16 protein-coding genes and 2 tRNA genes are annotated in these 23,586 nt (G+C 71.3%); 10 read left to right on the forward strand and 8 right to left on the reverse strand.

Features of this window, described 5'->3' with window-relative positions; translation table 11 throughout:
* Positions 1–11 precede the first annotated feature (11 nt).
* Together HLK59_RS03690 and HLK59_RS03695 are read left to right on the forward strand one after the other, a co-directional pair.
* A complete protein-coding gene (locus HLK59_RS03690; protein WP_171139733.1) occupies positions 12–1,418 on the forward strand; it encodes a hypothetical protein in 1,407 nt (468 codons plus the stop codon).
* The gene (locus tag HLK59_RS03695) at positions 1,419–3,230 is read left to right on the forward strand and encodes an AAA family ATPase (protein WP_171139734.1); all 1,812 of its coding nucleotides are present in this window, start codon (positions 1,419–1,421) and stop codon (positions 3,228–3,230) included. It begins immediately after the preceding gene.
* Between the two features lie 3 nt (positions 3,231–3,233).
* Here the strand turns inward: HLK59_RS03695 and HLK59_RS03700 are convergent, their stop codons facing one another.
* From HLK59_RS03700 to HLK59_RS03715, 4 genes are all read right to left on the reverse strand, one after another.
* Positions 3,234–4,406, reverse strand: a complete 1,173-nt coding sequence (locus HLK59_RS03700; protein WP_171139735.1) for a ribonuclease inhibitor — start codon at positions 4,404–4,406, stop codon at positions 3,234–3,236.
* Positions 4,400–5,752: an SDR family oxidoreductase gene (locus HLK59_RS03705; protein WP_171139736.1), complete on the reverse strand. Its 1,353-nt coding sequence runs from the start codon at positions 5,750–5,752 to the stop codon at positions 4,400–4,402. The genes HLK59_RS03700 and HLK59_RS03705 overlap by 7 nt, the downstream gene beginning before the upstream one ends.
* 46 nt (positions 5,753–5,798) lie before the next feature.
* Positions 5,799–5,870, reverse strand: a tRNA-Asp gene (locus HLK59_RS03710).
* Positions 5,871–5,881: 11 nt separating this feature from the next.
* Positions 5,882–5,953, reverse strand: a tRNA-Glu gene (locus HLK59_RS03715).
* Positions 5,954–6,051: 98 nt separating this feature from the next.
* Between HLK59_RS03715 and HLK59_RS03720 the strand changes: the two genes are divergently transcribed.
* Positions 6,052–8,523, forward strand: a complete 2,472-nt coding sequence (locus HLK59_RS03720) for a hypothetical protein (RefSeq protein ID WP_171139737.1) — start codon at positions 6,052–6,054, stop codon at positions 8,521–8,523.
* Here HLK59_RS03720 and HLK59_RS03725 read toward each other — a convergent pair whose 3' ends face one another.
* A complete protein-coding gene (locus tag HLK59_RS03725) occupies positions 8,524–8,766 on the reverse strand; it encodes a WhiB family transcriptional regulator (protein ID WP_171139738.1) in 243 nt (80 codons plus the stop codon). It abuts the gene before it with no gap.
* A gap of 240 nt (positions 8,767–9,006) precedes the next feature.
* On the opposite strand from HLK59_RS03725, the gene HLK59_RS03730 reads away from it, so the two are divergent.
* Both HLK59_RS03730 and HLK59_RS03735 read left to right on the forward strand, forming a co-directional pair.
* Positions 9,007–9,792, forward strand: a complete 786-nt coding sequence (locus HLK59_RS03730; protein WP_171139739.1) for a VOC family protein — start codon at positions 9,007–9,009, stop codon at positions 9,790–9,792.
* A gap of 47 nt (positions 9,793–9,839) precedes the next feature.
* Positions 9,840–11,327 (forward strand): HEAT repeat domain-containing protein, encoded by a 1,488-nt coding sequence (locus HLK59_RS03735; RefSeq protein WP_171139740.1) that lies wholly within the window; start codon positions 9,840–9,842, stop codon positions 11,325–11,327.
* On the opposite strand, the gene HLK59_RS03740 is transcribed toward HLK59_RS03735, so the two are convergent.
* Positions 11,324–12,331: a LacI family DNA-binding transcriptional regulator gene (locus tag HLK59_RS03740; RefSeq protein ID WP_171139741.1), complete on the reverse strand. Its 1,008-nt coding sequence runs from the start codon at positions 12,329–12,331 to the stop codon at positions 11,324–11,326. The genes HLK59_RS03735 and HLK59_RS03740 overlap by 4 nt on opposite strands.
* Positions 12,332–12,916: 585 nt before the next feature.
* Positions 12,917–13,885: a multicopper oxidase domain-containing protein gene (locus HLK59_RS03745; protein WP_171139742.1), complete on the reverse strand. Its 969-nt coding sequence runs from the start codon at positions 13,883–13,885 to the stop codon at positions 12,917–12,919.
* Between the two features lie 189 nt (positions 13,886–14,074).
* On the opposite strand from HLK59_RS03745, the gene HLK59_RS03750 reads away from it, so the two are divergent.
* The 3 genes from HLK59_RS03750 (at position 14,075) to HLK59_RS03760 (ending at position 20,189) form a co-directional block, all read left to right on the forward strand.
* Positions 14,075–16,555 (forward strand): ThuA domain-containing protein, encoded by a 2,481-nt coding sequence (locus HLK59_RS03750; RefSeq protein ID WP_171139743.1) that lies wholly within the window; start codon positions 14,075–14,077, stop codon positions 16,553–16,555.
* Between the two features lie 47 nt (positions 16,556–16,602).
* The gene (locus HLK59_RS03755) at positions 16,603–18,756 is read left to right on the forward strand and encodes a family 16 glycoside hydrolase (RefSeq protein ID WP_171139816.1); all 2,154 of its coding nucleotides are present in this window, start codon (positions 16,603–16,605) and stop codon (positions 18,754–18,756) included.
* Positions 18,757–19,055: 299 nt separating this feature from the next.
* Positions 19,056–20,189 carry a class I SAM-dependent methyltransferase gene (locus tag HLK59_RS03760; RefSeq protein WP_171139744.1) on the forward strand — a complete coding sequence of 378 codons (1,134 nt, stop codon included), beginning with the start codon at positions 19,056–19,058 and terminating at the stop codon, positions 20,187–20,189.
* A 7-nt stretch (positions 20,190–20,196) separates the two neighbouring features.
* Here the strand turns inward: HLK59_RS03760 and ligD are convergent, their stop codons facing one another.
* Positions 20,197–21,213, reverse strand: coding sequence for a non-homologous end-joining DNA ligase (gene ligD, locus HLK59_RS03765; RefSeq protein WP_171139745.1), 1,017 nt, complete (start codon positions 21,211–21,213; stop codon positions 20,197–20,199).
* A gap of 75 nt (positions 21,214–21,288) precedes the next feature.
* Between ligD and HLK59_RS03770 the strand changes: the two genes are divergently transcribed.
* Together HLK59_RS03770 and HLK59_RS03775 are read left to right on the forward strand one after the other, a co-directional pair.
* Complete coding sequence (locus HLK59_RS03770; protein ID WP_171139746.1) at positions 21,289–22,350, forward strand: ATP-dependent DNA ligase; 1,062 nt, start codon at positions 21,289–21,291, stop codon at positions 22,348–22,350.
* Between the two features lie 234 nt (positions 22,351–22,584).
* Positions 22,585–23,571: a DUF3048 domain-containing protein gene (locus HLK59_RS03775; RefSeq protein WP_240982188.1), complete on the forward strand. Its 987-nt coding sequence runs from the start codon at positions 22,585–22,587 to the stop codon at positions 23,569–23,571.
* Positions 23,572–23,586: the final 15 nt, after the last annotated feature.

Below are 23,586 nucleotides of genomic sequence, written 5' to 3' on the forward strand. Positions count from 1 at the left end.
GGGGGCACGGCATGGCGTACGGAGAGCGGGGGCGGCGTCCCCCGGTGGTCGACCTCGCCGACCGCAGGGCACTGGAGGCGTACCGCCCGGCGGATCCGGCGGTGGTGGCGCAGGCACGGCGGCTCAAGGAGGCCGCGCTGCTGGACTTCGGGCTGACGCAGTCGGCGGTGGCGTCCTGGCTCTACGCGAAGTGCCACCACCAGATCCCGACGACCGCGATCGACACGGCGGCCGTGGTGGCGTCCGGCGACGGCACGTGCCTGCTGCTGTTCAACCCGGACTTCTTCGTCGGACTCGGCCTGGACGGCGTGAAGTTCGTCCTGTTCCACGAGGCCCGCCACCTCGTGCACCGCCATCTGTTCGCCGACCCCGAGCTGCATGACGACCCGGTCTTCGAGCTGGCCGCCGAGGTGTCCATCAACCATGTGGCACTGGTCCGGCTCGACAGGTCCGAACTGCCGCTGCTGGACGGCCGGCCGACGGGTATCGACCCGCGCGCGGTGTACGAGCGCTACCGTGCGGACCTCACGGCCCACGGCCTGGAGCCGGTGTCGTACGAGACGTTCACCGAGACGGACCTGCGGGTGTACGGCGAGCTGAAGCGGATGCACCGCCCGCCGGTCCCGGAGCACCGGCTGTGTGCGCGTCTGGCGGGCGGCGCCCCGGTCCCGGCGGACCAGGAGACCGTCGACGCGGTGACCTCCTCCGCGCTGCTCAACTCCCTGCTGGCGGCCCGGCGCGGGCACGCGGGCGCGGAGCGGGAGCTGCTCGACCTCATGGACCGCACCACGGACGGCAGCGCCCGGGCGGCCCGGATCTGGGGGAACCTGGGCGCGGGCATGCTGCGTGGCGAGACCACGCGCACGCGTACGGTCCACTGGTGGCAGCGCTGGCTGGTCGACGTCCTCGGCTCCCGACTGCGCGACGGCGAACGGCTGGTGTACCCGAAGAAGCGCGGCGCCCTGCTCGCGGCCCTCGGCCAGGACCCGATGCTGGCGCGCCGCGGCCCGGTCCGCGACAAGGTCCTGGTCATCGCGTACGACACCTCGGGCTCGATGCCGCACCACGTGATCACCTGGCTCACCGCACTCGTGGGCCGGATCGACGGGGTCCAGGCGCACTGGCTGTCCTTCGACGCCGTGGTGATGCCCTTCGTGCCGGGCGAGCGGGTGTACGGCGGCGGGGGTACGAGCTTCCAGGCCGTCGCGGACTACGTGGAGGGCCGTACGGAGGTGAACGGGCGCCGTTTCGACGAGACCCCGGACGCGGTCGTGATGCTCACCGACGGGTACGCGCCGCCGGTCACGCCCGCCGAGCCGGACAAATGGATCTGGCTGATCACTGAGGGCGGCGACGAGTGGCCCGAGACGCACACACCCGCGATGGACTGCCATCGCGTCACCACGGGATCGCGGTAGATGACCACAGAGACAAGGCAAGAGACCAGGCAGTCGACGTCCGTTTCACGTCTTGAGTCGTTCATCGACGCGATGATCGACATGGGCCAGACGGGCCAGGTCTTCGGCGAGCACGGCATCGGCAAGACGGCGACGTTCTTCTCGCACCTCGCCCGCGCCCACCCGGACACCGCGCTGGTGTACGTACCGGCGGCCAACCTGACACCGGACGACCTGCTCGTCAACGCCCCGGTGCGCGATCCCCACACCGGTGAACTGGTGCTGCGCCAGCTGGTGATGAGCCAGCTGAAGCCCGGCACCCCGTTCGTGCTGCTGATCGACGACTCGTTGCAGGCGGGCGACACCATCCAGTCGCAGCTGATGCAGATCGCCTGCAACTGGACGCTGGGCGAGCACGATCTGCGGGCCCTGGGCTGCGTCGGGGTGTTCCTCACCGACAACGAGTCGCTCGCGGAGACCTCGTCGAGGCGCGGTGACCTCGCGCTCCTGGACCGCATGGTCACGCTGCGGATCACGGCCGACGACACGTCCTGGCGTCGGCATCTGGCGGCCAAGTACCGCCCGTGGGATCTGCGTCCGGTGTTCTCGCTGTGGGCGTCGCTCTCCCCCGCCCTGCGCGAGCGGCTCTCCCCACGCACCCTCGACCACGTCCTGGCCAACGCGAAGGAGGGCTTCCCGCTGCGCTGGGGCCTGCCCCTGGTCGACGGCGAGCGGCTGCGGCTGGCCGAGCCGGGACCGGACGGCAAGCCCGGGCAGAACCGCACGCACGAGATCCTGGACCGGATCGCCGAGTCGGTGGGCGTGGCCAACCCGTCGACGATCCCCGACCCGGTACGGCAGGTCGTGCGCGCCGCGCTGCGCAACCGCTGGACGGTGCTGCTCCAGGGCCCGCCCGGGTGCGGCAAGACGGAGCTGGTGCGGGAGACGGTGCGCGAGGGGCTCGGCCGGGACGCGCTGTACTTCTCGCTGCCGGTGACCAACGTCGAGGACCTGTGCGCGCCGGTCCCGTCGGCGGACGGCACCCTGGACAACCTGCTCGCCGCGCACTTCACGGGTCCTGAGCCCAAGGCGATCGTGTGGGACGAGTACAACCGGCCCAAGGACAAGGCCGCGTTCGCCAAGCTCATGGAGATCACCCAGGAGTGGTCGCTGGCCGGGCGGCGGATCGAGAACCTGCGCGCCCAGATAGCCGTCCAGAACCCGCCGTACCACCTCGGCCGCAAGCTGCTGGTGTCCCGGAACAACATCGCCCAGGCGACGCGCTTCACGGCCTCACTGACCGTCGAACCGGAGGACATCCCGGCCAACGAGTGGCTGCTCGCCCACTACGGCTCCGACGCGGAGACGGTCCTTGAGTGGTGGAAGCACGACATCGACGACGACGGGCGGGCCTGGATCACCAAGCGCACGCTGGAGCGGCTCATCAAGCTGCACCGGCGCGGGCTGCCGCTGGAGATGGGCACGGTGTATCTGGGCGACGGCGAGTACGCGCCGGTTCCGCTCACGGCCCTCATGGATCGGCTGAGGGGCCGCCAGGTCACGGGTCTGCGTGAGCTCGCCCGGGACGCCGACGCGTGGGAGGCCCGGCTACGTCGTGCCGCCGCGCACACCGACGAGGGCGGTGACGACAGTGACGTCGTCCACCAGATCCTCGCCAACGCGGAGCTGTCGCAGCTGAAGAAGCACCGCGCGGTGGTGGCACGTCTGGTCGCCCTGCTGCCGGCGAAGCTTCGGGCCACGTATCTCGTGGGGGCGTCGGAGCGCCAGCAGCGGTTCTGGACGGAGGTGTTCGTGGGGATGCGGAGACAGTGACTCTCAGGCCTCGGGCGGGGCCGTCCTGTGCACGCTCCGCACGGCGGCCACGTCGGAGGGGACAGCTGGTGGCGGGAGGTGTGCGCTGAGCGCGTTCAGCCGGCGTCTGACGCTGGCCGCGATGCCGTGGCCCAGGACGAAACGCGTGGCGGTGACGGCGCGGGGCGCGGTGTCGAGGAGGCGGTGGGCCTCGCGGCTGCGCATGCCGGTGTGGGTGAGGACCAGGTGGCTCAGTCGGTGCTCGGCGGCGGCCAGTGCTTCGGCCATCGTCTCGGCGGCCATCCGGTCGACGTGGTTGTCGGCCGCGCCCAGCACCGCCGCCGCGCGCACCCGGCCCAGGTCCAGCAGGGTGACCCCGGCCGCGGTGGCCGCCGTCACCAGCCGGGCGGCGGCCCGCGGTCCGATGCCGTTGCTGGCCACGGCGAGCCGGGTGAGCCGTCCGTGCGGCGCCCGCTCCAGCGCGTCGGCCAGCCGGAGCGCTCCCGCGTCCCCCAACCGGGCCGCGGACACGTACAGTTCGTCGATCGCGCCCGCCGCCACGACCGCGCCGAGCGCTTCCGATCCCGGCTCCCCCAGCGGGTTGCCGCCGACGAAGAGCCGCTCGATACGGCGCCCGTTGCCGGCCGCCGCCAGCAGCGCGTCGGCGAGGACGACGGCGCCTGCCGCGTCGAGGCCGGTCTGCACGAGGTCGAGGGTGCGCAACGACCGTGCGGACTCGATGAGTTCGGCCGCCGCCCGCCCTCCCCCGGCGCCCAGCGGATTGCGTTTGAGCCACACCCCGGTGACGACGTGCGGCGAGGCCCGCAGCTGGTCGGCGATCCGGCAGGCGCCGCCCGCGGTGATCCCGTTGCAGCCGAGGTAGAGCGTCTCGACCTCCGCGCCCGCTCCGGCCACGACGGCCGCCCCGGCATCGCCCAGTCCGTCCGTGCCGAGCAGCAGATGCCGTACCGGAGAGGGCCCCTGGGCCAGGGCATCGGCGACCAGGGCGGCACCCTCGGCGCCCAGCTCCTGCTTGCACAGGTCGAGCCGCCCGTCGGGCAGTGCCGTACCCGCCGGGAAGTCCAGCCGTTCCCCGGCGGGGCGCCCGGCTCGCAACCAGTCGAGCAGCGGGGCGAGTTCGGCGACCGGGCGCGGCACGACGGACGGCACACCGGCGAATCCGTCCGGTGTCACCATTGCGCCTCCCGATAGTCCTTGAGGAACACCCCGGACACCGGGTCCCCCGCCTCACCCCGCACGATCGGGTCGTACACCCGGGCCGCCCCGTCCACCACGTCCAGCGGCGTCCGGAAACCGGCCTGCGCCATCCGCGCCTTCTTCGGCGCCGGGTTCTCGTCGGTGATCCAGCCGGTGTCGACGGCGCACATGTGGACGCCCTGCTCGGCGAGTTCGGCGGCGCTGGTGCGGGTGAGCATGTTGAGGGCGGCCTTGGCCATGTTGGTGTGCGGATGGCCCGCCATCTTGTTGCGGACGGCGAAACGGCCCTCCACCGCGGTCACGTTGACCACGTACCGGCGCGGGTGCGGCGAGGCGAGCAGCAGGGGCAGCAGCCGGTCGCAGAGCAGGGCCGGGGCGAGGGCGTTGACGAGCTGGGTCTCCAGCACCTCGGCCGGGTCGAGGGCGCCGAGCCGGGCCGACCAGGAGTTCTCCGGTGACGGGTCGGGCAGCAGCCCCGCCTCGTCGGCCTCGCGCAGGGCGGCGGGGAGCGATGCGGCGCCGCCTTCCAGCATCCGCATCGGCGTGAAGCCGGGCGCCTGCCGCGCGCCCTCGGGCAGCGCGCCGTACTCCCCGGAGGCGAGCAGCGCGTACGACTCGGGCGGTCGCCGTACGGTCTGCGCGGCGTTGTTGACGAGGATGTCCAGCGGCTCGCCCTCCTGCCGCAACTCCTCGCACAGGCCGAGTACTTGGCGCGGGTCGCGCAGATCGACGGCGAGCACGGTCAGCCGGTCGCGCCACTTCCCGCTGCCCGGCTCGGCACGGAAGCGGCGCACGGTGTCGTGCGGGAAGCGGGAGGTGACCAGGACCTCGGCGCCGTCGCGCAGCATCATCAGCGCGAGCTGGAAACCGATCTTCACCCGGCCGCCGGTGAGCAGCACGCGGCGCCCGCGGAGGTCGGTGCCCAGCTGCCGCCGGGCCGTGTTGTCGGCGGCGCAGCCGGGGCAGAGGCGGTGGTAGAAGGCATCAACGTGTTGATAGGGCGACTTGCAGACATAGCAGGTGCGGGGCTTACGGAAGACGCCCGCGTCCCCGGACCCGGCCAGCGGTGCGTCCTCGCGGCGGCCCAGTGCGCCGGTCGCGGTCGCGGCCATGGCCCGCGCGTCGGCGGCGGAGGCCTCGGCGCCCCGTGCCTTGCGCCGCCGCAGCCGTCCGTCGCGGGCGAAGGACGCGGCGACCTGCTCGGCGCGCAATCGCACCGGGTCGTCGACGGGCAGCGCCCGCAGCTTGCCCACGACCTGGTGGAAGACGGCCAGTTCCGCCTCGCCGACCGCCTCGTGCTCCGAAGCGGACAGTCCCGCCGCCATGATCGCCTCGCCCCTGTGCCGTCCCCGCCCATCACCCGCCGTACCGCGGTCCCGACCGGATTCGAACCGGCGTATCCGCCCTGACAAGGCGGCGAGTCTGCCTCTGCTCTACGGGACCCCGCGCACGCATCCGGACGACCGGATTCGAACCGGCGTAACCGCCTTGAGAGGGCGGCGCGTCTGCCTCTGCGCTACGCCCGGACCGCGCCCCCGGATCCTAACCGCACCCCGAACGGCCGGTCGCACCGATTTACGGGACGCCCCGTCGGTGCAACGGTGCCCGAAGGGGGTGACACACCATGGCCCAGACCCATGAGTGGATGTTCTACGAGGTCATGTGGCGCGCCTGGGCGGGTCGGGAACAGGTCCCGTACCCCGTGCCCTGGTGGGCGCAGCAGGCCTTCCGACGCTGGAGCGACGAGTTCGACTCCGGCACCTACGAATCCAAGGAGGCGGCCTTCGCCTCCAACGCCCTGTACCGGTACTGGCACATGGTCGGCGTCAAGGACCACCGTCAGGAGTCCCTGATCGGCCAGGCGGGCGAGATCGAACCGGTCTACGACAAGTACAGCCTCTCGTTCTTCCTGCACGATCCGGCCACGGGCACCTCATGGCTGCCCCAACTCCCGGACGGCGGAAGGGTGGAGCAGCGGCTGGAGGCGCCGCATCTGCCGGTCGTGCTGACCACGTTCCGCACCGCGGACGACGTGGAGTTCGTGCAGCGCACCTTCGCCGGCACCGTCGGGGCGAGCGGCCGGGACCTGGTCGTCACCCGGGTCACCGTGGGCAGTCCGACGGGACAGGAGCGCACCGGGCTGCTGTGTGCGGCGGTGCTGCCGGCCGGGCCGAGCGGCTTCCAGCGGCACGACCGCGGCGGACGGCAGATCACCGACCGTCGGCTGACGTTCCTGCGTCATCTCCCCGACGAGCAGCGAGTGGAGACCAACTCGGGCTGGGGCCCGGTCTTCGACACCGCGCCGGAGCAGTACGGGGTCTACGGCAACCCGGACTTCTCCCACGACCCGGACACCTACCTCACCCGCAGCGCCTTCCACGACCTGGCCGTCGGCGGCAAGCTGAACGGCGCCCTGGAGGCACAGGACCAGGTGGCGGGGCTGTGCAGCGCCGTGTTCGCGTGGCCGTTCCGGATCGCCGAGGACGAGGTCTTCGAGATCGACGTACGCCTGCCCGTGGACCAGTTCTCCGGCGCGGCCGACCTCGCCGAACTCAGGGGCACGCCGACCGCCGAACTGGAGGCGGCCAACCGGGACTTCTGGACGGCGAAGCTCCTCGGGCAAGGCCTCCAGCCGGGGCTGCCGCGTCCGGTGGCGCACCTCGCCGACCAGTTCCGGCAGGCGCGTTCGCAGCTCCTGATCCTGTCCGACCACGGTGAGATCCATCCCGGCCCGACCGTCTACGACTCCTTCTGGATCCGTGACTCCAGCGTCGAGGCGACGGCATGCTCGCTCGTCGGCGACTCGGCCCTGGCCGAACGGCAGTTGGGAACCCACTACCCGCTGAAGTTCAACCGCGGGACCGGCCGGATCGGGCCATGCGCCGAGTACGGCTTCTACGGCGGACCGCACGAGAAGGACGACCGCGAGTGGGACAGCAACGGCCAAGCCCTGTGGGCGATCGGCCGGTTCGACCGCACGAGCGGCCGACGGGCGGCGTTCGGAGCCAAGTTGTACGTCCCGTACGTGCGCGACGCCGCCCGCTGGCTGCGGGACAACCGCGACGAGTACGGCCTGCTGCACAGCGGCTGGAGCGCCGAGCACCTCGGCGAGCGCGACAAGCCGCACTACTGGGACGACTTCTGGGGCCTGGCCGGACTGTACGAAGCGGCACGGCTCGCCGAGCGGATCGGGGCACCGGAGACCGCCGAACTCTGGGGCGCCTTCGACGACCTGAAGCACGCCACCGCCGAGTCGATCCGCTGGGTGCTCGGTGAGCAGCGGGCGCGCGGGGCCTGGGAGACGTACATCCCGACCGGGCCCGGCGATGTCGGCCGGCTCGACTCGACGATGATCGGCGCGGCCGCCTACTTCCACCCGCTGCGCCTGCACATGGGCAGCAAGCTGGGCGACGACATCGACCGGGCGGCGCGCTTCACGCTCGACACGATGTACGCGCACTTCGTCCGCGGTGGCTTCCGGCACGACGCCGCCTGGAACGCGTACGGGCCGTATCTGACCATGCAGTTGGCGCACGCCTGTCTGCTGGCCGGTGATCCGGGACGGATGGACGAGCTGCTCGGCTGGACCTTCGACGCGGGCTTCCCGCACACGGCCGGACGCGCGGCGGCCCTGGGCGCCTGGAACGAGCAGCACGCGTACCCGGTGGCCTCCGACTTCGCCGAAGTCCCCTTCGGCCGTTGGTACATGGGCGACATCCCGCACGGCTGGGCGGCCGCCGAGTATCTGCTGCTGATCCGCGACATCCTCTTCTTCGAGGCCGACGAGGACCACGACCCGCACCTGTACATCGCTCCCGGCGTGCGGCCGCACTGGGTGCCGGGGGACGAGCGCGTCACCGTGGACGCGGCGCCGACGCTCTTCGGCTCCCCGTTCGGCTACCGGCTCGCCCACGATCCGGCCGCGCGGACGGTGACCGTGGACATCACCCAGGCCCCGGAGGGGGTGCGGTTCGTCTACCCGTGCCGGTTCGGCGAGGTGCGCTCGGCCGAGGCGAACGGGCAGGAGCTCGCCGTGACCGGCCAGGACGTGCGGGTACCGGCGGGCACGTGGCGGTTCGGTGTGACGTACGCCTGATCAGTGTGAACGCCTGATCTCCAGGCGTTCCTTCTCCGACAGGCCGCCCCACACACCGAAGCGTTCGTCGTTGTCGAGGGCGTACTCCAGACAGGCGGAGCGGATCGGGCACAGGCCGCAGATCCGCTTCGCCTCCCGTACGGAACTGCCCGGCTCGGGGAAGAAGAAGTCTCCACCGGTCTGCGCGCACAACGCCTCGTCCTGCCAGTCCGGGCCGGGCGGGGTGATCGTTTCGATGAGCATGCTCTGGATCGTGCCGGGCGGCGAAAAACGTTCGATCAACGCGGGATCAACGCCGCGCTCGCGGGCCTCCGGCGCCTTGATGGTCCTCCGTAGCACGGCGTGGCGCACGGCGGCGCGCGGATTCGCGGGAAAACTGGGAGAGGCCTTCCGGTCACGGATGGTCACTGCCCGGGGCGATTGTCAGTGGGCGGTGCGAGACTCGTCAGTGCAGTGGACGGGACCCTTCAGAGGAGGGCAACGATGCTCACCACCCGTTATGTCACCGGCGCCCCGAACTGGCTCGATCTCGGCACCCCCGACATCGACGGCGCCGCTTCCTTCTACGGCGCGCTGTTCGGCTGGCGGTTCCAGCCGGGGCCGCCCGAGACCGGCGGATACGGCTTCTTCCAGCTCGACGGCAGGACGGCCGCGGCCGGCATGCAGAACCCCCCGGAGCAGGGCCCGCCCTCCTGGACGGTGTACTTCCAGACCCCGGACGCGGACGCCACGGCGAAGGCCGCCGAGCAGGCGCACGGCGCGGTGCTGATGCAGCCCATGGACGTCATGGACCAGGGCCGTATGGCCATCCTCGCCGACAAGGCGGGCGTCCCCTTCGGCATCTGGCAGCCCGCCCGGAACAAGGGCCTCGACGTCGTACGGGAACCGGGCTCGCTGTGCTGGCTGGAGCTGTACACACCGGACCAGCCCGCGGCCGCGTTCTTCTACAACGCCGCTCTCGGTCTGGAGACCTACGGCGTCGACTTCCCCGGCGGCACGTACACCACCGTCAACCCCGCCGGTGCCTCCGAGGACGCCATGTTCGGCGGCATCGTGCCCCTGTCCGAGGCCCCCGGGGAGACGGATCCGTACTGGCTGCCGTACTTCGAGGTCACCGACCCGGACACGGTGGTCTCCAAGACGCGGGAGCTCGGCGGCACGGTCCGTATGCCCGCCACGGACGTGGAGGGCGTCGGCCGCGTGGCCAAGCTGGCCGATCCGTACGGGGCGCGGTTCGCGGTGATCAGGAGCGTGCCGGAGCAGGGCTGACCGGGGTCGCGGGGAGCACGGTCGGTGAGCGCCCTTAACCTGTCGGGATGTTCAGGACGTTCACCGAGCGCCGGGCTCGGAAAGAGCAGGAGCGGCAGAGCGAGCTGTCCGCGCGGCTGAGGTCGCCCGAGCCGGAGGTACGGGTGACCGCCGCCGGGGAGATCGCCCAGGCGCGGGACACGGGGTGGGCGATACGGGAGCTGGCGCAGGCGATGGACCGGGAGCCCTCACCTATCTGGTTCGACGCCGTCGCGGGGCCGTTCTGCGATGCCGTGTGCCGGGATCGGGCGGTGCGGGAACGCGTGGAGCGGATGTTCGCCGCGCATGCCGATGAGCCGGTTGAACTGGTGCGTGCCTGGACCGCCCTGCTGGCGGAGTTCGGGACGGGTACCGCGTTGGACACCGTCGACGACGAGTTGGCGGCCGAAGTGGGCGCTCGGCTGCGGCGCGTGCGTGAGCAGGGCGGGAAGCCTCATGAGCTGTCCGGGACGGACCCGGACTCCCTCAACTACGTGGTCACCTTCGGTGTGACCGTCGAGTTGCTTCACGACGCCGTACGCCGCTACGTTCCGCTCCCCGCGGACGACATCGAGCGAACGCGACGCGAGACCCGGGAGACCTTGGAGCGGGCCCTCGCGCACCCGGCGGGGAGCGACGACCGCCACGCGCTGCTGGTTTCCCACGCCGAACCGCCCGATGACGAGACCTGGGCTGATCGGCAGCTGGCCGCCCTGCGCATCAGGGAGGCCCTCGACCTGTGCGGGAGTGCCGAACCGGACCGCGTGGCGCTGGGCGTGGAGGCACTCGCCGTCATGCTCCAGTTCAACCAGGTGTGCCTGAACGACGCCGTCCGCGCGACGCTCGACAGGCTCTGCGTACCGGACCAGGATCCGTTCACCTTCAGCGAGGTGCTGAGCTGCTACCCCGCGCTGCACGCCGGCCGACGCCTGGCCGACCCGCCGGTCGGGCTGTTCCTCACGGCGCTCGGTCACGCCGACCCGCTGGTACGGGCGAACGCCGCCGCCGGGCTGGACACCATCGCGCCCGGACTGCCCGAGGAGTCACGGGCGGTCGCCGCCCTGATCGAGGCCATGGAGAACGACCCCGACATCGAGGTCGTGCGCTCGGCGGCGTACGCACTCGCCACGATTCCCTGCGGCGAGGAGGCCGACACACGGGCCGCCTCCGCCGCGCTCGCGGGCAAGGCAGGATCGGCCGACCCGGGTCTGCGCGTGGCGAGCGTGGACGGAGCGATCCACCGCGACGAGCCCGGAGCGTACGACCGGCTGACGGCCGAGCTGCGACGGCCCGATGTCGAGGCCCGGTTCATCAGCTCCGTGGACCTCTTCCTCGATCTCGGAAAGCGGCCGCGGAAGGACGTGACCGCGCAGTGGACCCGGCTGCTGGAGGGGCTGCGCCAGGACGGCTGGCCCGACCGGCCGAACGAGCACGAGGACGGCGGCGACACGGAGCCCGAGTTCCGGGTGGCCCTGCTGGAGTTGACGCTGGACAAACTGCGCGCCCACCACGCCTAGGCGGACGCCCGCCGCACCAGCGTCGTCCGGAGCACGACGCTGGACGCGGCGCCGCCGGTGCCCAGCAGCAGCCGTGCCATCAACCGCCCCATCTCCTCGATGTCCTGACGGATCGTCGTGAGCGGCGGATCGGTCTGCTCCGCCACCGGCAGCATGTCGTCGAACCCGATCACGGCGACGTCGTCGGGTACGCGCCGCCCCCGCTCACGCAGCACCCGCAGCGCCCCGGACGCCATGAGGTCGTTCGCGGCGAACACCGCGTCGACGTCCGGGCACCGGTCGAGCAGCTCCCGCATGGCCCGTTCCCCGCCCCCGGGGGTGAAGTCCCCCTCGGCCACCAGCCCCGGACCGGCGTCCCCCATGACGTCCCGGAACCCCTCCAGCCGGTCCACCGCCGACGTCTGGTCCAGGGCACCGGTGATGTGCGCGACACGCCTGCGGCCGAGGCCCACGAGATGACGTACGGCGTCCCGCGCCCCGCCCCGGTTGTCGCTGTCGACGAACACCACGTCACGGCTGCCGTCGTTCCACCCGGGCCGCCCGCCGAACACCGTCGGGATCCTGGCCCGTTGGATCAGTTCGGGCAGCGGATCGTCGAGGTGCAGGGAGAAGACGAGCGCCCCGTCGACATGGCCGCCGGCGAGGTAGCGGCCGACCCGGGCATGGTCGTCGCGCCCCTCGGTCAGCAGCAGGACCAGCTGGTTGTCGTGTGCCGTCAACTCCTTGCTGATGCCCCTGAGTTGCCGGGCGAAGAAGGGGTCGGCGAAGACCCGGGTCTCCGGTTCGGCGACGACGACGGCGATCGCGTCATGGCGGCGCGTCACGAGGCTGCGGGCGGCCTGGTTGGGCACGTACCCCAGCTCCTCCACCGCGCGCCGGACCCGCTCGACGAGCGGCTCCCGCACCCCGTCCCCACCGTTCACCACCCGGGACACGGTGGCCCGCGAGACCCCGGCCCGCTCGGCCACGGCCTCCAGCGTGGGACGCGGCGCTGTCTCGGTCACTTCGGGGCCCTCCTCGTGGTTGCGGCTCAGGATAGCCCTGGTCGGGGAGGGCGTGAGAGCGCTCTCCGGGGAGATCGGAGCGGCGTGCGGATCGCCAGGATCGCCGTATGACGAGGAAGACGGCCCATGGCCGCTGACAGCCGACTCACCCCCGTACGCCCTGCTCCCCCGCGCCCACCACGGCCGGACCGTCCGGGACAGCTCCGTCGACGTGTTCGGGCGGGCGCGGTGGCCGCCGCGCGACTCGGCGGGGCCGGGTGATCCGTACGAGGCCGTGATCGTCACCGTGGAGGGCGGGCACTCGGACGCGACCCGCCTCGCCACCCGATCAGGGAGTCGCCGCGAACCGGGCCTGCGGTGCTGGAGCAGGACGGGGGGAGCCGGTATGGGGGCACCACCAGCCGCGGGAGGTCGGCTGGTTGCTCGGCGGCCTCACCGACTCGACGGTCGAGCCGGTCCAGGAGGGCCGACTGCTCGGTGTCGACGGCAGCCGCTCGGCCGGTCACCGTCGCGTGGTCTGCCGCGGCCCCCGCCTCGACGTGCAGGAGCAACCCGCCACGGAACGGGCCCTGTTCGTCCTCCCCGTCAGTGATCGTGCTCGTGCGGCTCGTACCCCGGGATGGTCCCGTCCGTCTTCTTCACCAGGAACAGCCCGACCATCCCCATGTCGGAGTGGCTCTGGACATGGCAGTGGTACATCCAGGCGCCCGCCCCGACGCCCTCCCCCGCGATCACCTGGAAGCCGAAGGAGTCCGCGGGCCCCACGATCTTGTTGTCGACGACCTGGCTCGGGTCGTCGGGTCCGGTGAGCATGCCCGTGCGGTTGTCGGCCCAGCGGTGACCGTGCATGTGGAACGTGTGGTAGTACTCCCCGTGGGTGATCATCACGAACTCGACGCGATCCCCCACCGTGGCCTCGAAGTCGGGCCCCGAATGCGCCGGCTTGTTGTTGATGAGCATGTCGTTGAAGACGATCGTGTACGTCCTGTCCGGGAGGACGTCGCCCTTGCGGCGCACGATCACCGGACCGTACAGGCCCTTGCGGATGCCGGTCGTGCCGTGCTCGGTGCCCACCACGTGGTCGTGGTAGTGCCAGTAGCCCGCGCTGCCCGCCCGCCAGGTGCCGTCCTTCCGGCGGCCGGGGGCGTGGGTGCGCCAGGTGTAGGTGCGGGTGCCGCCGGGCTCGACGTCGCTCTTGTTCAACTTGGTGCCGTCGCTGGTGATTTCGTAGTCGAGGCCGTGGACGTGCAGGCTCGCTCTGACGTCCATGGTGTTCTCGAACTCGATGTGCAGGGTGTCGCCCTCGTTGAGTTCGATGAGCGGGCCGGGGATCGTGGCCTTGCCCTTCTCGAAGCCGTAGCCCATCTGTCCGTCGGCGAGCTTCTCGGCGTAGAGCTTGATGTGTCTCACCTCGCCCCCGGCCGGTGCGGTCCTGGCCGGTCCGTCGGCGCTCGCGGCGTCCGGCGCCAGCGACAACGATGTCGCGGCGGCCCCGCCTCCCACGACGGCCGCGCCACCCAGCAGTACCCGTCGGTTGAACCCGCGTCGGTCCATGCGGAACTCCCCACCCTGATACGGAACTTGCGGAGGCGTACCTGTGATGAACCTGTGAGACGGTACCGGCCGTTCCGCTGTTTTTCCACGCCCAGGACAAAGTTGGCCCCAACTCGGTCATAGGTATTGGCGAGTTGCGCAAAGAGGTCTAGCTTCCATCGCGCTGTTGCTGTGACCGAGGAGGCGCCCATGCACTTACGAGGACTGAGCGCGAGAAGACGGGTCGGCGTGGCGGGTGTGACCGCCGCAGTCGTCGTCGCCGGACTGCTGTCGGGTCCCGCCGCCAGCGCGCGTCCGGCTCCCGAGCCACCCCTGACAACGATGTCCGTGAAGTCGCCGCCGGGCGGCGCGAACGTACGTGTGCTGGTCTTCTACGGTTCCGCGGCGGCCGGGGAGGAGTCGCCGGTCGTGAACGCGGGGATCGAGACGATCGAGAAGATCGGCCTGTCCGGGCCGACGGACCAGCGGTTCAAGACCGAGGCCACCGACGACGCGTCGGTGTTCACCGATGAGGCGAGGCTCGGGCGCTACAACGCGATCGTCTTCCTGACCGGCGGCGGTGACATCCTCGATCCGGAGCAGGAGGCCGGTCTGGAGGCCTACATGGAGGCCGGCGGCGGTTTCGTCGGCGTCCATGACGCCGCTCGTGCCGAGCCGTACTCGGACTGGTTCACGGGTCTCGTCGGTGCCCGTCCGGCCGCCTCCAGCCCAACCGCCGTACAGCGTGCGGTCGTCGAGGTCGGTGACCGGCAGCATCCGGCCACCAAGGATCTGCCGGTGCAGTGGAAGCGGCCCGACCAGTGGTTCAACTGGACCAAGAACCCCTCAGGAGCCGTGCACACCGTGGCGCGGGTCCGGGAGTCGAGCTACGCACCCGGAGCGAGCGCCAACGGCTGGGACCATCCGGTGAGTTGGTGCCGTGACTACGACGGCGGCCGGTCCTTCTACACCGGCATGGGCGGCACGGTGTCGTCGTACGACGAGAGCGACTTCCGTACGCATCTGCGCGGTGCCCTGTTGTGGACCTCGCGGCTGGTGCAGGCCGACTGCAAGGCGACCATCACCGGCAACTACAAGGCGGAGCGCCTCACCCAGCCCAACCAGGCCGGGCAGAACGACCAGATCGGCGAGCCGCACGGTCTGGTCACCGCGCCCGACGGCCGGGTGTTCTACATCGGCCGGGGCGGCGCGGACTCCTCCCGGCCGGTGGTCACCGACTGGAACAACCCCGACATCGGCAAGGGCAGGGGGGAGATCCATGTCTACGACCCGAGGACCAAGAAGGTCACCCTCGCGGGGGCGTTGACGGTCTTCGGCAACAAGGGCGGCGGCGACGAACTGGTCAAGGTCGAGGAGGGGCTTCTCGGCATCGAGCTCGATCCCCGCTTCGAGCAGAACGGCTGGGTGTATCTGCACTACACGCCGCACTCGCAGATCAACCGGGACACCCGGATGGCCGAGCGGCGGGTCTCGCGGTTCACACTAGACCTCGCCACGAACAAGCTGGACCTGGACAGCGAGAAGGTGCTGCTCAAGTGGCCGGTGCAGATCCACAGTTGCTGCCATGCGGGCGGCGGGATGACCTGGGACTCGAAGGGCAACCTGTACATCGCGACCGGTGACAACAACTCCAGCCGCTTCAGCGACGGTTACTCGGGCAACAACCCGGAGCCGAACTTCAAGGGCGTCTCCTTCGCCGACGCGCGGCGCACCGCCGGCAACACCCACAACCTCAACGGCAAGATCCTGCGCGTCCACCCGGAGCCGGACGGGACGTACACCCTGCCCGCCGGGAACCTCTTCACCGGCCAGGAGACCGACGAGGGCGGCGGGAAGACCCGCGGCGAGATCTATGTGATGGGCGTCAGGAACCCCGCCCGCATCTTCGTCGACCGGAAGACCGACATCCTGTACGCCGGCTGGGTCGGCCCGGACGCCTCGGCGCCCTCGACGACCTGGGGCCCTGCCAAGTACGACACGTTCGCCGTCATCACCGAGGCGGGCAACCGGGGCTGGCCGTACTGCATGGGCAACAAGCAGCCCTACCGCGACCGCAACCTCCCCGACCCGACGAAGCCGCTGGGCTGGTACGACTGCGACCACCCGAAGAACGAGTCCCCGAACAACGACGGCCTCGTCAACCTCCCGCCGGTCACCGGCAACAACATCTGGTACTCGCCCCAGGGCGGCGCACCGGACTTCCCGCGCGACGCGAACGGCATCCCGTCGTACAAGCAGGAGGAGTCCACGTATCTGCTGCCGTGGCTGAAGGGTGGCGGACAGGCCGCGATGAACGGGCCGGTGTACCGCTACGACACGGCGAGCGCCAGCGAGGTCAAGTGGCCCGCCTACTGGGACGGCAAGTGGTTCGTCGGCGACTTCTACGACGCCGACCAGCCGCGCAACGCCGTCATCACCGACCCGAAGACCCACGGGGACGGTGGACTGCCCGTGCACTCCGAGTCGTTGAAGAAGATCGTGCCCGTCGGCAACGACGGCATCAGGAACCTCATGGACTGGAAGTTCGGTCCGGACGGCTCGCTGTACGTGCTCGACTACGGCCGCGGCTTCTTCACCTCGGACGCCAAGTCGGCACTGTGGCAGGTCACTTACAAGGGAGGCGGCCCCACCCCGGCCGCCGGTCAGCTGGCGAGGGGGGCCGCTCGGTGACACAGCGACGAAGAATCTGGACCGCCCTGCTGGCCGCCGTACTGATCATGCTCGGGTTGCAGTCGGTGCCCGTCTCCGCCCGGCAGCCCGTCGAGCGGGCGGCCGCCGCGCAGACCCTCACATGGACGGCCGGCGACGACATCACCAAGTACCTGTCGGCGCCCGTGACCGCGGTGGCGGGGCAGGCGACGATCGTCTTCGAGAACAGCGCGGCGACCGGTAACACCACCGGCATGCCGCACACGTTGACGTTCGTGACGAGCGACCCCGAGTTCAACAGCGATGTGCAGTTGAACATCCTCGCCAACCCCAACGACGACATGGGCGGCCGCCACACCGCCGAGGTCACCCTCACCCCGGGCCGCTACTTCTACCACTGCACGATCCCGGGCCACGGACAGATGCAGGGCATCCTGGTGGTGACCGAGGGCACCGGCGAGGACACCACCCCGCCCGCGACCGCGGCGCAGGTGACCGGCACGCAGAACGCGCAGGGCGAGTACGTCGGCTCGGCGAGTGTCGCGATCAGCGCGACGGACGAGACCGGCGGGTCGGGGGTCGACGGCATCCAGTACGCGGTCGGCGACACCGGCGACTGGCTGCCGTACACCGCCCCGGTCGTCGTCGACCAGGTCGGCAGCCACACCATCCGCTACCGGGCGCTCGACAAGGCGGGCAATGTCGCCGCCGAGAAGAGCGTGCGGTTCACGGTGGTCCCCCCGCCCTCGGACGACACCACCGCCCCGGCCACCTCGGCGACGGTGACCGGACAGCAGAACGCCGACGGGGCGTACCTCGACATGGCGACGGTGACCGTGTCCGCCTCGGACACCGGCTCCGGCGTCAACACCATCGAGTACGCCGTCGGCGACGGGGCCTGGCAGCCGTACACCGCGCCCGTGATGGTGCATCAGCTCGGCACCCACACCGTGCGCTACCGCGCCACCGACAAGGCGGGCAATGTCGCCGCCGAGAAGAGCGTCCGGTTCACGGTCGTCGCGACGCCCACCCCGGACACCACACCGCCGGTGACGGGGGTGACCGTCGAGGGCACGAAGAACTCGGCCGGGGCCTATGTCGGCAACGCCAGGGTGACCGTGAGCGCCGCGGACGGGCACGGCGGGAGCGGTGTCGACCGGATCGAGTACTCGATCGACGGTGGACCGTACCTCGCGTACACCGCACCGGTGGTCGTCGACCGGGCCGGCACCCACACCCTGGCCTACCGGGCCACCGACAAGGCGGGCAACACCGCCGCGGCCCGTACGGTGACCTTCACCGTCGTGTCGAGCCAGGTTCCCGCGCCCAACTGCCCGGAGTTCGACGAGCGGTTGACGGTCATCGTCGGCGAGGTCGACTCGGGGGTGCCCAACCGGCTCACCAACAGCCGTTGCCGTATCAACGAGTTGATCGAGGACGAGAAGGAGTGGACCTCCCACGCGCTGTTCGTCAAGCACGTGAAGACGGTCCTCGACAAGCTCCTCAAGGAAGGGGTCGTCGACCAGCGCGAGTACGACGCCGTCCACAAGGCCGCCCGGCAGTCCGGGATCGGCGAGCCCGGGCAGACCGAGGGCTACCGGAAGATCCTCGACGGCAGCGCGGAGTCGTTCGCCAAGTGGCAGCAGGTGGGCGGCGGTTCGTTCGGGCTGAACGCCGACGGCTCGATCACCTCCGGCACCACGAAGGCCGGGCTCGGCATGCTGTGGTTCCCGGAGCGCAAGTACGGCGACTTCTCGCTGCGGCTCCAGTGGCGGGACGACGCGCCGGGCACCGGCAACGCCAACTCGGGGGTGTTCGTGCGCTTCCCGTGGATCCACGACCACCCCGAGGAGTCACGGCCGGAGTGGGTCGCCATCAAGTACGGCCATGAGGTGCAGGTCCTGGACCGGCCCGACGGCGACATGTACAAGACGGGCTCGGTCTACGGCTTCGACCGCGTGGGCCTGGCCGGCGCGGGCGTGACGCAGAAGGGCACCTGGAACGACTACGAGATCCGGGTGGTCGACCAGCACTACTCGGTCTACCGCAACGGTGTGCTGATCAACGAGTTCGACAACATCGGCGGCCAGGACTTCACCCCGCCCCGCTCGGACGACCCGGGCACGGACGGGCGGCGGTTCGCCTCCGGCTACCTCGGACTCCAGGTGCACGGCACGACGGACGTGGTGTCGTACCGGGACATCCGGATCAAGGAGTTGTGAGCGCCGTCCTCAAGTGATTCCCAGGGGTGCGGACCGCCGCGGCGACGGCGGGCCGCACCCCGCAAACCGTTTGCCCGGCGGCAACGGCTCGTGCGAGCCTGCCTCCCATGACACTCGGCATGGTGCTCGGCGACGTCTCCGCTCGCGCTTCGACGCGGGAGCGGTAGCCCCGGCGCTCCGCACAGAGCCCGTCCGCCCCTTCACCTCACCCGCGGCCACGCCCTGGCGTCGGCCGCTTCCCGCACTCCTCGTCGAAGCGCTCTTCGTGTATCCGCACGTTCGACCACGAGGAGTTCACCGTGTCCACCATCTCCTGGACCGAGCCCCGCACCGCCACCGTCCGACACGCCCGCTGGCACTCCGAGAGCGCGGCCCCCGCCCCACGACGTGTCGTCGTCGCCGTCGACCGCATGCGCGCCGACACCGCCCACCGGCTGGCCTGCGAGGGCACCGCGCTGCTCTGGCAGGGCGACTTCCCCCACGCGCGCCGGCTCCTGGAGGCCGTCGGCCGCCGCATCGACCGCAAGCCGCCACGGCCCGGTGACAGCCCGATCGACTCCTTCCACCTGCACCGCAGGGCCCGCGGCCACCGTGCGCGGGTCCTGGGCCGCCTCGTGGTGCTACTGGCGGACGACCACGCTCTGACCCTGCGCAGGGCCCCGGACGTCCGCGAGGCATGTGCCGCGGCCTACGGTCCGCCCCGCGGCGGCCCCGTGGCCGTCTCCCTCAGGGAGTTGCTGGGGGTGATCGGAGCGCACGAGTGGCGCCGCAAGGGCGTCGAGGTACCCGCCCTCGGCGGCGCCCGCGTCCACCCCCACTACGGAGTGTTCTCCCCGGTCAGGGGCGAGTACGTCGACCTCGTCGCGACGGCGCCCCTCCCCGTGCCCGTGCCACGCACCGCGTTCGACCTGGGCACCGGCACGGGAGTGCTCGCCGCCGTGCTGGCCCGCCGGGGGTTCGGCCGTGTCACGGCCACCGACATCAGCCCGCGCGCCCTGGCCTGTGCCCGCGACAACGCCCGGCGGCTTGGCCTCGCCGGGCGCATCGAGGTGACGGGCCCGGGGCTGTTCCCCGGGGGACGCGCCGACGTCGTCGTCTGCAACCCGCCCTGGCTCCCCGTCCGGCCGTCCTCCGCTCTGGAACAGGGTGTCTACGACCCGGGCGGCACCATGCTGCACGCCTTCCTGGACGGACTGGCCTCCCGTCTCACTCCGGGCGGCGAGGGCTGGCTCGTCCTGTCGGACCTGGCCGAGCGGCTGGGGCTGCGCTCACGTGGCGAGCTGCTGTCGGCGATCGAGGGCGCGGGGCTGCGGGTCCGCGGGAGGATCGACACCCGGCCGCGTCACCCCCGCGCGACGGACCCCGGTGATCCCCTCCACGCGGCGCGGAGCCGGGAGACGACCTCGCTGTGGCGGCTGGCCGCCCGCCGCTGATCCACCGTCAGCTGTCGTCGTGTCTCGCCCGGCTCGGCTGCACCCGCTTGGGCTCCCCCGGCATCTTCGGATACTCCGGCGGGTAGGGCAGGTCTCCCAGACCGTGGTCGTGTTCGTCCTGGCGTGCCAGTTCCAGCAGGGCGTCGAGCGAGAAGGCGTGATCGTCCATGTCCGCGTGCACGTCGCCGAGTTCGGCGAAGCGCGCGGGCATGGTCACGAGGTCGAAGTCCTGAGGGTGCGCCTCGCCGACCTCCTCCCAGCGCAGGGGCGCCGACACAGGGGCGTGCGGGCGCGGCCGTACGGAATAGGCGGACGCGATGGTGCGATCCCTGGCGGTCTGGTTGTAGTCGACGAAGATCCGCTCGCCGCGCTCCTCCTTCCACCACTTGATCGTCACCTGGTCCGGCATCCGCCGTTCCAGCTCCCGGCCCACCGCGATCGCCGCCCTGCGGACCTCCGTGAAGGTCCAGCGGGGTTCGATCGGCACGAACACATGCAGGCCCCGCCCGCCGGACGTCTTCGGCCAGCCGCGCAGACCGCCGAACTCCTCCAGCACGGCGCGGAGTTCGCCCGCCGCGCGCACGGCGTCGTCGTAGTCCGTGCCGGGCTGCGGGTCGAGGTCGATGCGGAGTTCGTCGGGCCGGTCGACGTCGTCGCGCCGCACCGGCCAGGGGTGGAAGGTGAGCGTGCCGTACTGGGCGGCCCACAGGACGGCGGCCTCCTCGGTGGGGCACATCTCGTCGGCGCTGCGGCCGCTGGGGAAGGTGATGTGGGCGGTCGGGATCCAGTCGGGCATGTTCTTCGGTGCGCGCTTCTGGAAGAAGGACTCGCCGGCCACCCCGTCCGGGTAGCGCTCCAGGGTGGTGGGCCGGTCGCGCAGGGCGCGCAGGATGCCGGGGGCGACCGCCTGGTAGTAGCGGGCCAGGTCGAGCTTGGTGTATCCGCGCTCCGGGAAGAAGATCTTGTCCGGGCTGGACAGCCGTACGGTCCGGCCGCCCACCTCCAGTTCCACCGCTTCACCCATGCGAGCCACGGTAGGCGTACCGCGCAAACCTCGCACACCGGGCATACACGGCTTCGCGGGCGCAGAATCGAGAGCATGGATCTGCCGGTGATGCCGCCCGTGAAGCCGATGCTCGCCAAGTCGGTGGCCAGGATCCCGCCGGACATGCAGTACGAGGCGAAGTGGGACGGGTTCCGGGCGATCGTGTTCCGCGACGGGGCCGAGGTCGAGCTGGGCAGCCGTACGGGCAAGTCGCTGACCAGGTACTTCCCCGAGCTCGCGGCCGCTCTCCAGGAGCGGGTCCCCGAGCGCTGTGTGCTGGACGGGGAGATCGTGATCGCCCGGGACGGCCGCCTGGACTTCGACGCGCTCACCGAGCGCATCCACCCGGCGGCCTCCCGGGTCCGCACGCTCGCCGAGCGGACGCCGGCGTCCTTCGTGGCCTTCGACCTGCTGGCCCTCCGGGACGAGCCGCTCCTGGACGTCCCGCTGAGCGACCGCAGGAAGCTCCTGACCACGGCACTGTCCTCGACGACCGCTCCGGTGCACGTGGCCCCGGCGACCACGGACATCGAGGTGGCGCGGCGGTGGTTCGAGCAGTACGAGGGAGCGGGCCTCGACGGGGTCATCGCCAAGCCGCTCACGCTGCGCTATCTCCCGGACGAGCGCGCCATGTTCAAGATCAAGCACGAGCGCACGGCGGACGTCGTCGTCGCCGGCTACCGCTTCCACAAGAGCGGCCCGATCGTCGGCTCGCTCCTGCTCGGTCTCCACGACGACGCGGGCACGCTCCAGCACGTGGGGGTGTCGGCCGCGTTCCCGATGAAGCGGCGCGCCGAGCTGGTGGCGGAGCTGGAGCCGCTGCGCATGGCGGATCCCGCCGGACACCCCTGGGCGGCCTGGTCGGACGAGACGGCCCACGAGAGTGCCCGGCTGCCCGGGGCGCCGAGCCGCTGGTCGGGCAAGAAGGACCTGTCCTGGGTGGCGATCCGGCCGGAACGGGTGGCCGAGGTGGCGTACGACCACATGGAGAACGGCGCGCGGTTCCGGCACACGGCCCGCTTCCGCCGCTGGCGCCCGGACCGGGAGCCGGAGAGCTGCACGTACGCGCAGCTGGAGGAGCCCGTCGGGTACGACCTGAACGACATCCTGGGCTGACGCACCGGGACCCGTCGACGGACGTTCGCCCACCGGGTCCACCCCACCCTCACCCCCTTCGCCGAGCGGCTTGTGGGCCGCTCGGCGTAGCGGCGCGCTCCTCAGAGGTACTCACCTCGCCCGATCAAATCCGACCGGGTATGGCAACCAATGAGCACATAAGCGCACAATCAGTGAAACGAGACTTGGGTGGCGACGGTGGGCATGGGACGAAGGGCGCGCACGCGACGCGCCATGACTACGGCGGCGCTCCTGGCCGCCGCACTGACGGTTTCCCTGGCGGCGGGCTGCACAGGCACCAACCAGCCCGGCCCGTCCGACGACGGAAGAGGAGCGGAACAGGACCGGACCCCGCAGACCCCGAACCAGGACCCGGGCCAAGAGCCCTCGCAGAGCGGGCTGACCGGCGAGTCGGCGCTCGCCGTGAAGATCGACAACGTGCGGGCGGCCCGCCCGCACACGGGCACCGACTCCGCGGACATCATCTACGCCGAGCAGGTCGAGGGCGGCCTGAGCCGGCTGATGGCGGTGTACGCGACCAAGCTGCCCAAGGTCGTCGGGCCGGTGCGCAGCGCCCGGGAGTCCGATCTGGAGCTGCTGCGCCAGTTCGACCACCCGACGCTCGCCTTCTCCGGCGCCCAGGGGAAGCTGATGCCGCTGATCGACAAGGCGCCGCTGAACCCGCAGACGCCCGGCGAGACGTCCGGCGCCTACTACCGGGGCAGCGACAAGTCCGCCCCGCACAACCTCTATCTGCGCCCGGACCGTCTGATGCCCTCGGTTCCGGGCGCGGACGCCCTGACGACCGGCTTCACCTATGGCGCCGCCCCGTCGTCCGGCGGGACGAAGGACACCTCGGAGACCGTGCGCTACCCGGCGGCCACCTTCCGGTTCACCTGGTCCCCGAGCCGGGACCGCTACCTGGTCTCGATGGACGGGACACCGTCGGTGACGACCACCGGCAAGCGGCTCGCCCCGGCGACGGTCGTCGTGCAGTACGTCAAGATCCGCAAGTCCGGCTTCCACGATTTCCTCGGCAACAACACGCCGTACACCGAGACGGTGGGCTCGGGGAAGGCGAAGGTGCTGCGTGACGGGAAGGCGTACACCGTCGACTGGAAGCGCGAGAAGGCGACGGACGGTACGACGTTCACGACGGGTGACGGCGACCCGGTGAACTTCGCCGAGGGGCAGGTCTGGGTGGTCTTCGCCAAGGCCTGAGCGGGTCGGGCGAAG

The sequence above is a fragment of the Streptomyces sp. S3(2020) genome (genome assembly GCF_013044505.1).
Lineage (GTDB): Bacteria > Actinomycetota > Actinomycetes > Streptomycetales > Streptomycetaceae > Streptomyces.

Bases quoted from the DNA above. Each gene is read 5' to 3' on its own strand.
- HLK59_RS03695 (WP_171139734.1), top strand. From the start codon at position 1,419: ATGACCACAGAGACAAGGCAAGAGACCAGGCAGTCGACGTCCGTTTCA.
- HLK59_RS03705 (WP_171139736.1), bottom strand. From the start codon at position 5,752: ATGGCGGCGGGACTGTCCGCTTCGGAGCACGAGGCGGTCGGCGAGGCG.
- HLK59_RS03770 (WP_171139746.1), top strand. From the start codon at position 21,289: ATGGATCTGCCGGTGATGCCGCCCGTGAAGCCGATGCTCGCCAAGTCG.
- HLK59_RS03735 (WP_171139740.1), top strand. From the start codon at position 9,840: ATGTTCAGGACGTTCACCGAGCGCCGGGCTCGGAAAGAGCAGGAGCGG.
- HLK59_RS03745 (WP_171139742.1), bottom strand. From the start codon at position 13,885: ATGGACCGACGCGGGTTCAACCGACGGGTACTGCTGGGTGGCGCGGCC.
- HLK59_RS03720 (WP_171139737.1), top strand. From the start codon at position 6,052: ATGGCCCAGACCCATGAGTGGATGTTCTACGAGGTCATGTGGCGCGCC.
- HLK59_RS03725 (WP_171139738.1), bottom strand. From the start codon at position 8,766: ATGCTCATCGAAACGATCACCCCGCCCGGCCCGGACTGGCAGGACGAG.
- HLK59_RS03750 (WP_171139743.1), top strand. From the start codon at position 14,075: ATGCACTTACGAGGACTGAGCGCGAGAAGACGGGTCGGCGTGGCGGGT.
- HLK59_RS03690 (WP_171139733.1), top strand. From the start codon at position 12: ATGGCGTACGGAGAGCGGGGGCGGCGTCCCCCGGTGGTCGACCTCGCC.
- ligD (WP_171139745.1), bottom strand. From the start codon at position 21,213: ATGGGTGAAGCGGTGGAACTGGAGGTGGGCGGCCGGACCGTACGGCTG.
- HLK59_RS03730 (WP_171139739.1), top strand. From the start codon at position 9,007: ATGCTCACCACCCGTTATGTCACCGGCGCCCCGAACTGGCTCGATCTC.
- HLK59_RS03700 (WP_171139735.1), bottom strand. From the start codon at position 4,406: ATGGTGACACCGGACGGATTCGCCGGTGTGCCGTCCGTCGTGCCGCGC.
- HLK59_RS03755 (WP_171139816.1), top strand. From the start codon at position 16,603: ATGCTCGGGTTGCAGTCGGTGCCCGTCTCCGCCCGGCAGCCCGTCGAG.
- HLK59_RS03775 (WP_240982188.1), top strand. From the start codon at position 22,585: ATGACTACGGCGGCGCTCCTGGCCGCCGCACTGACGGTTTCCCTGGCG.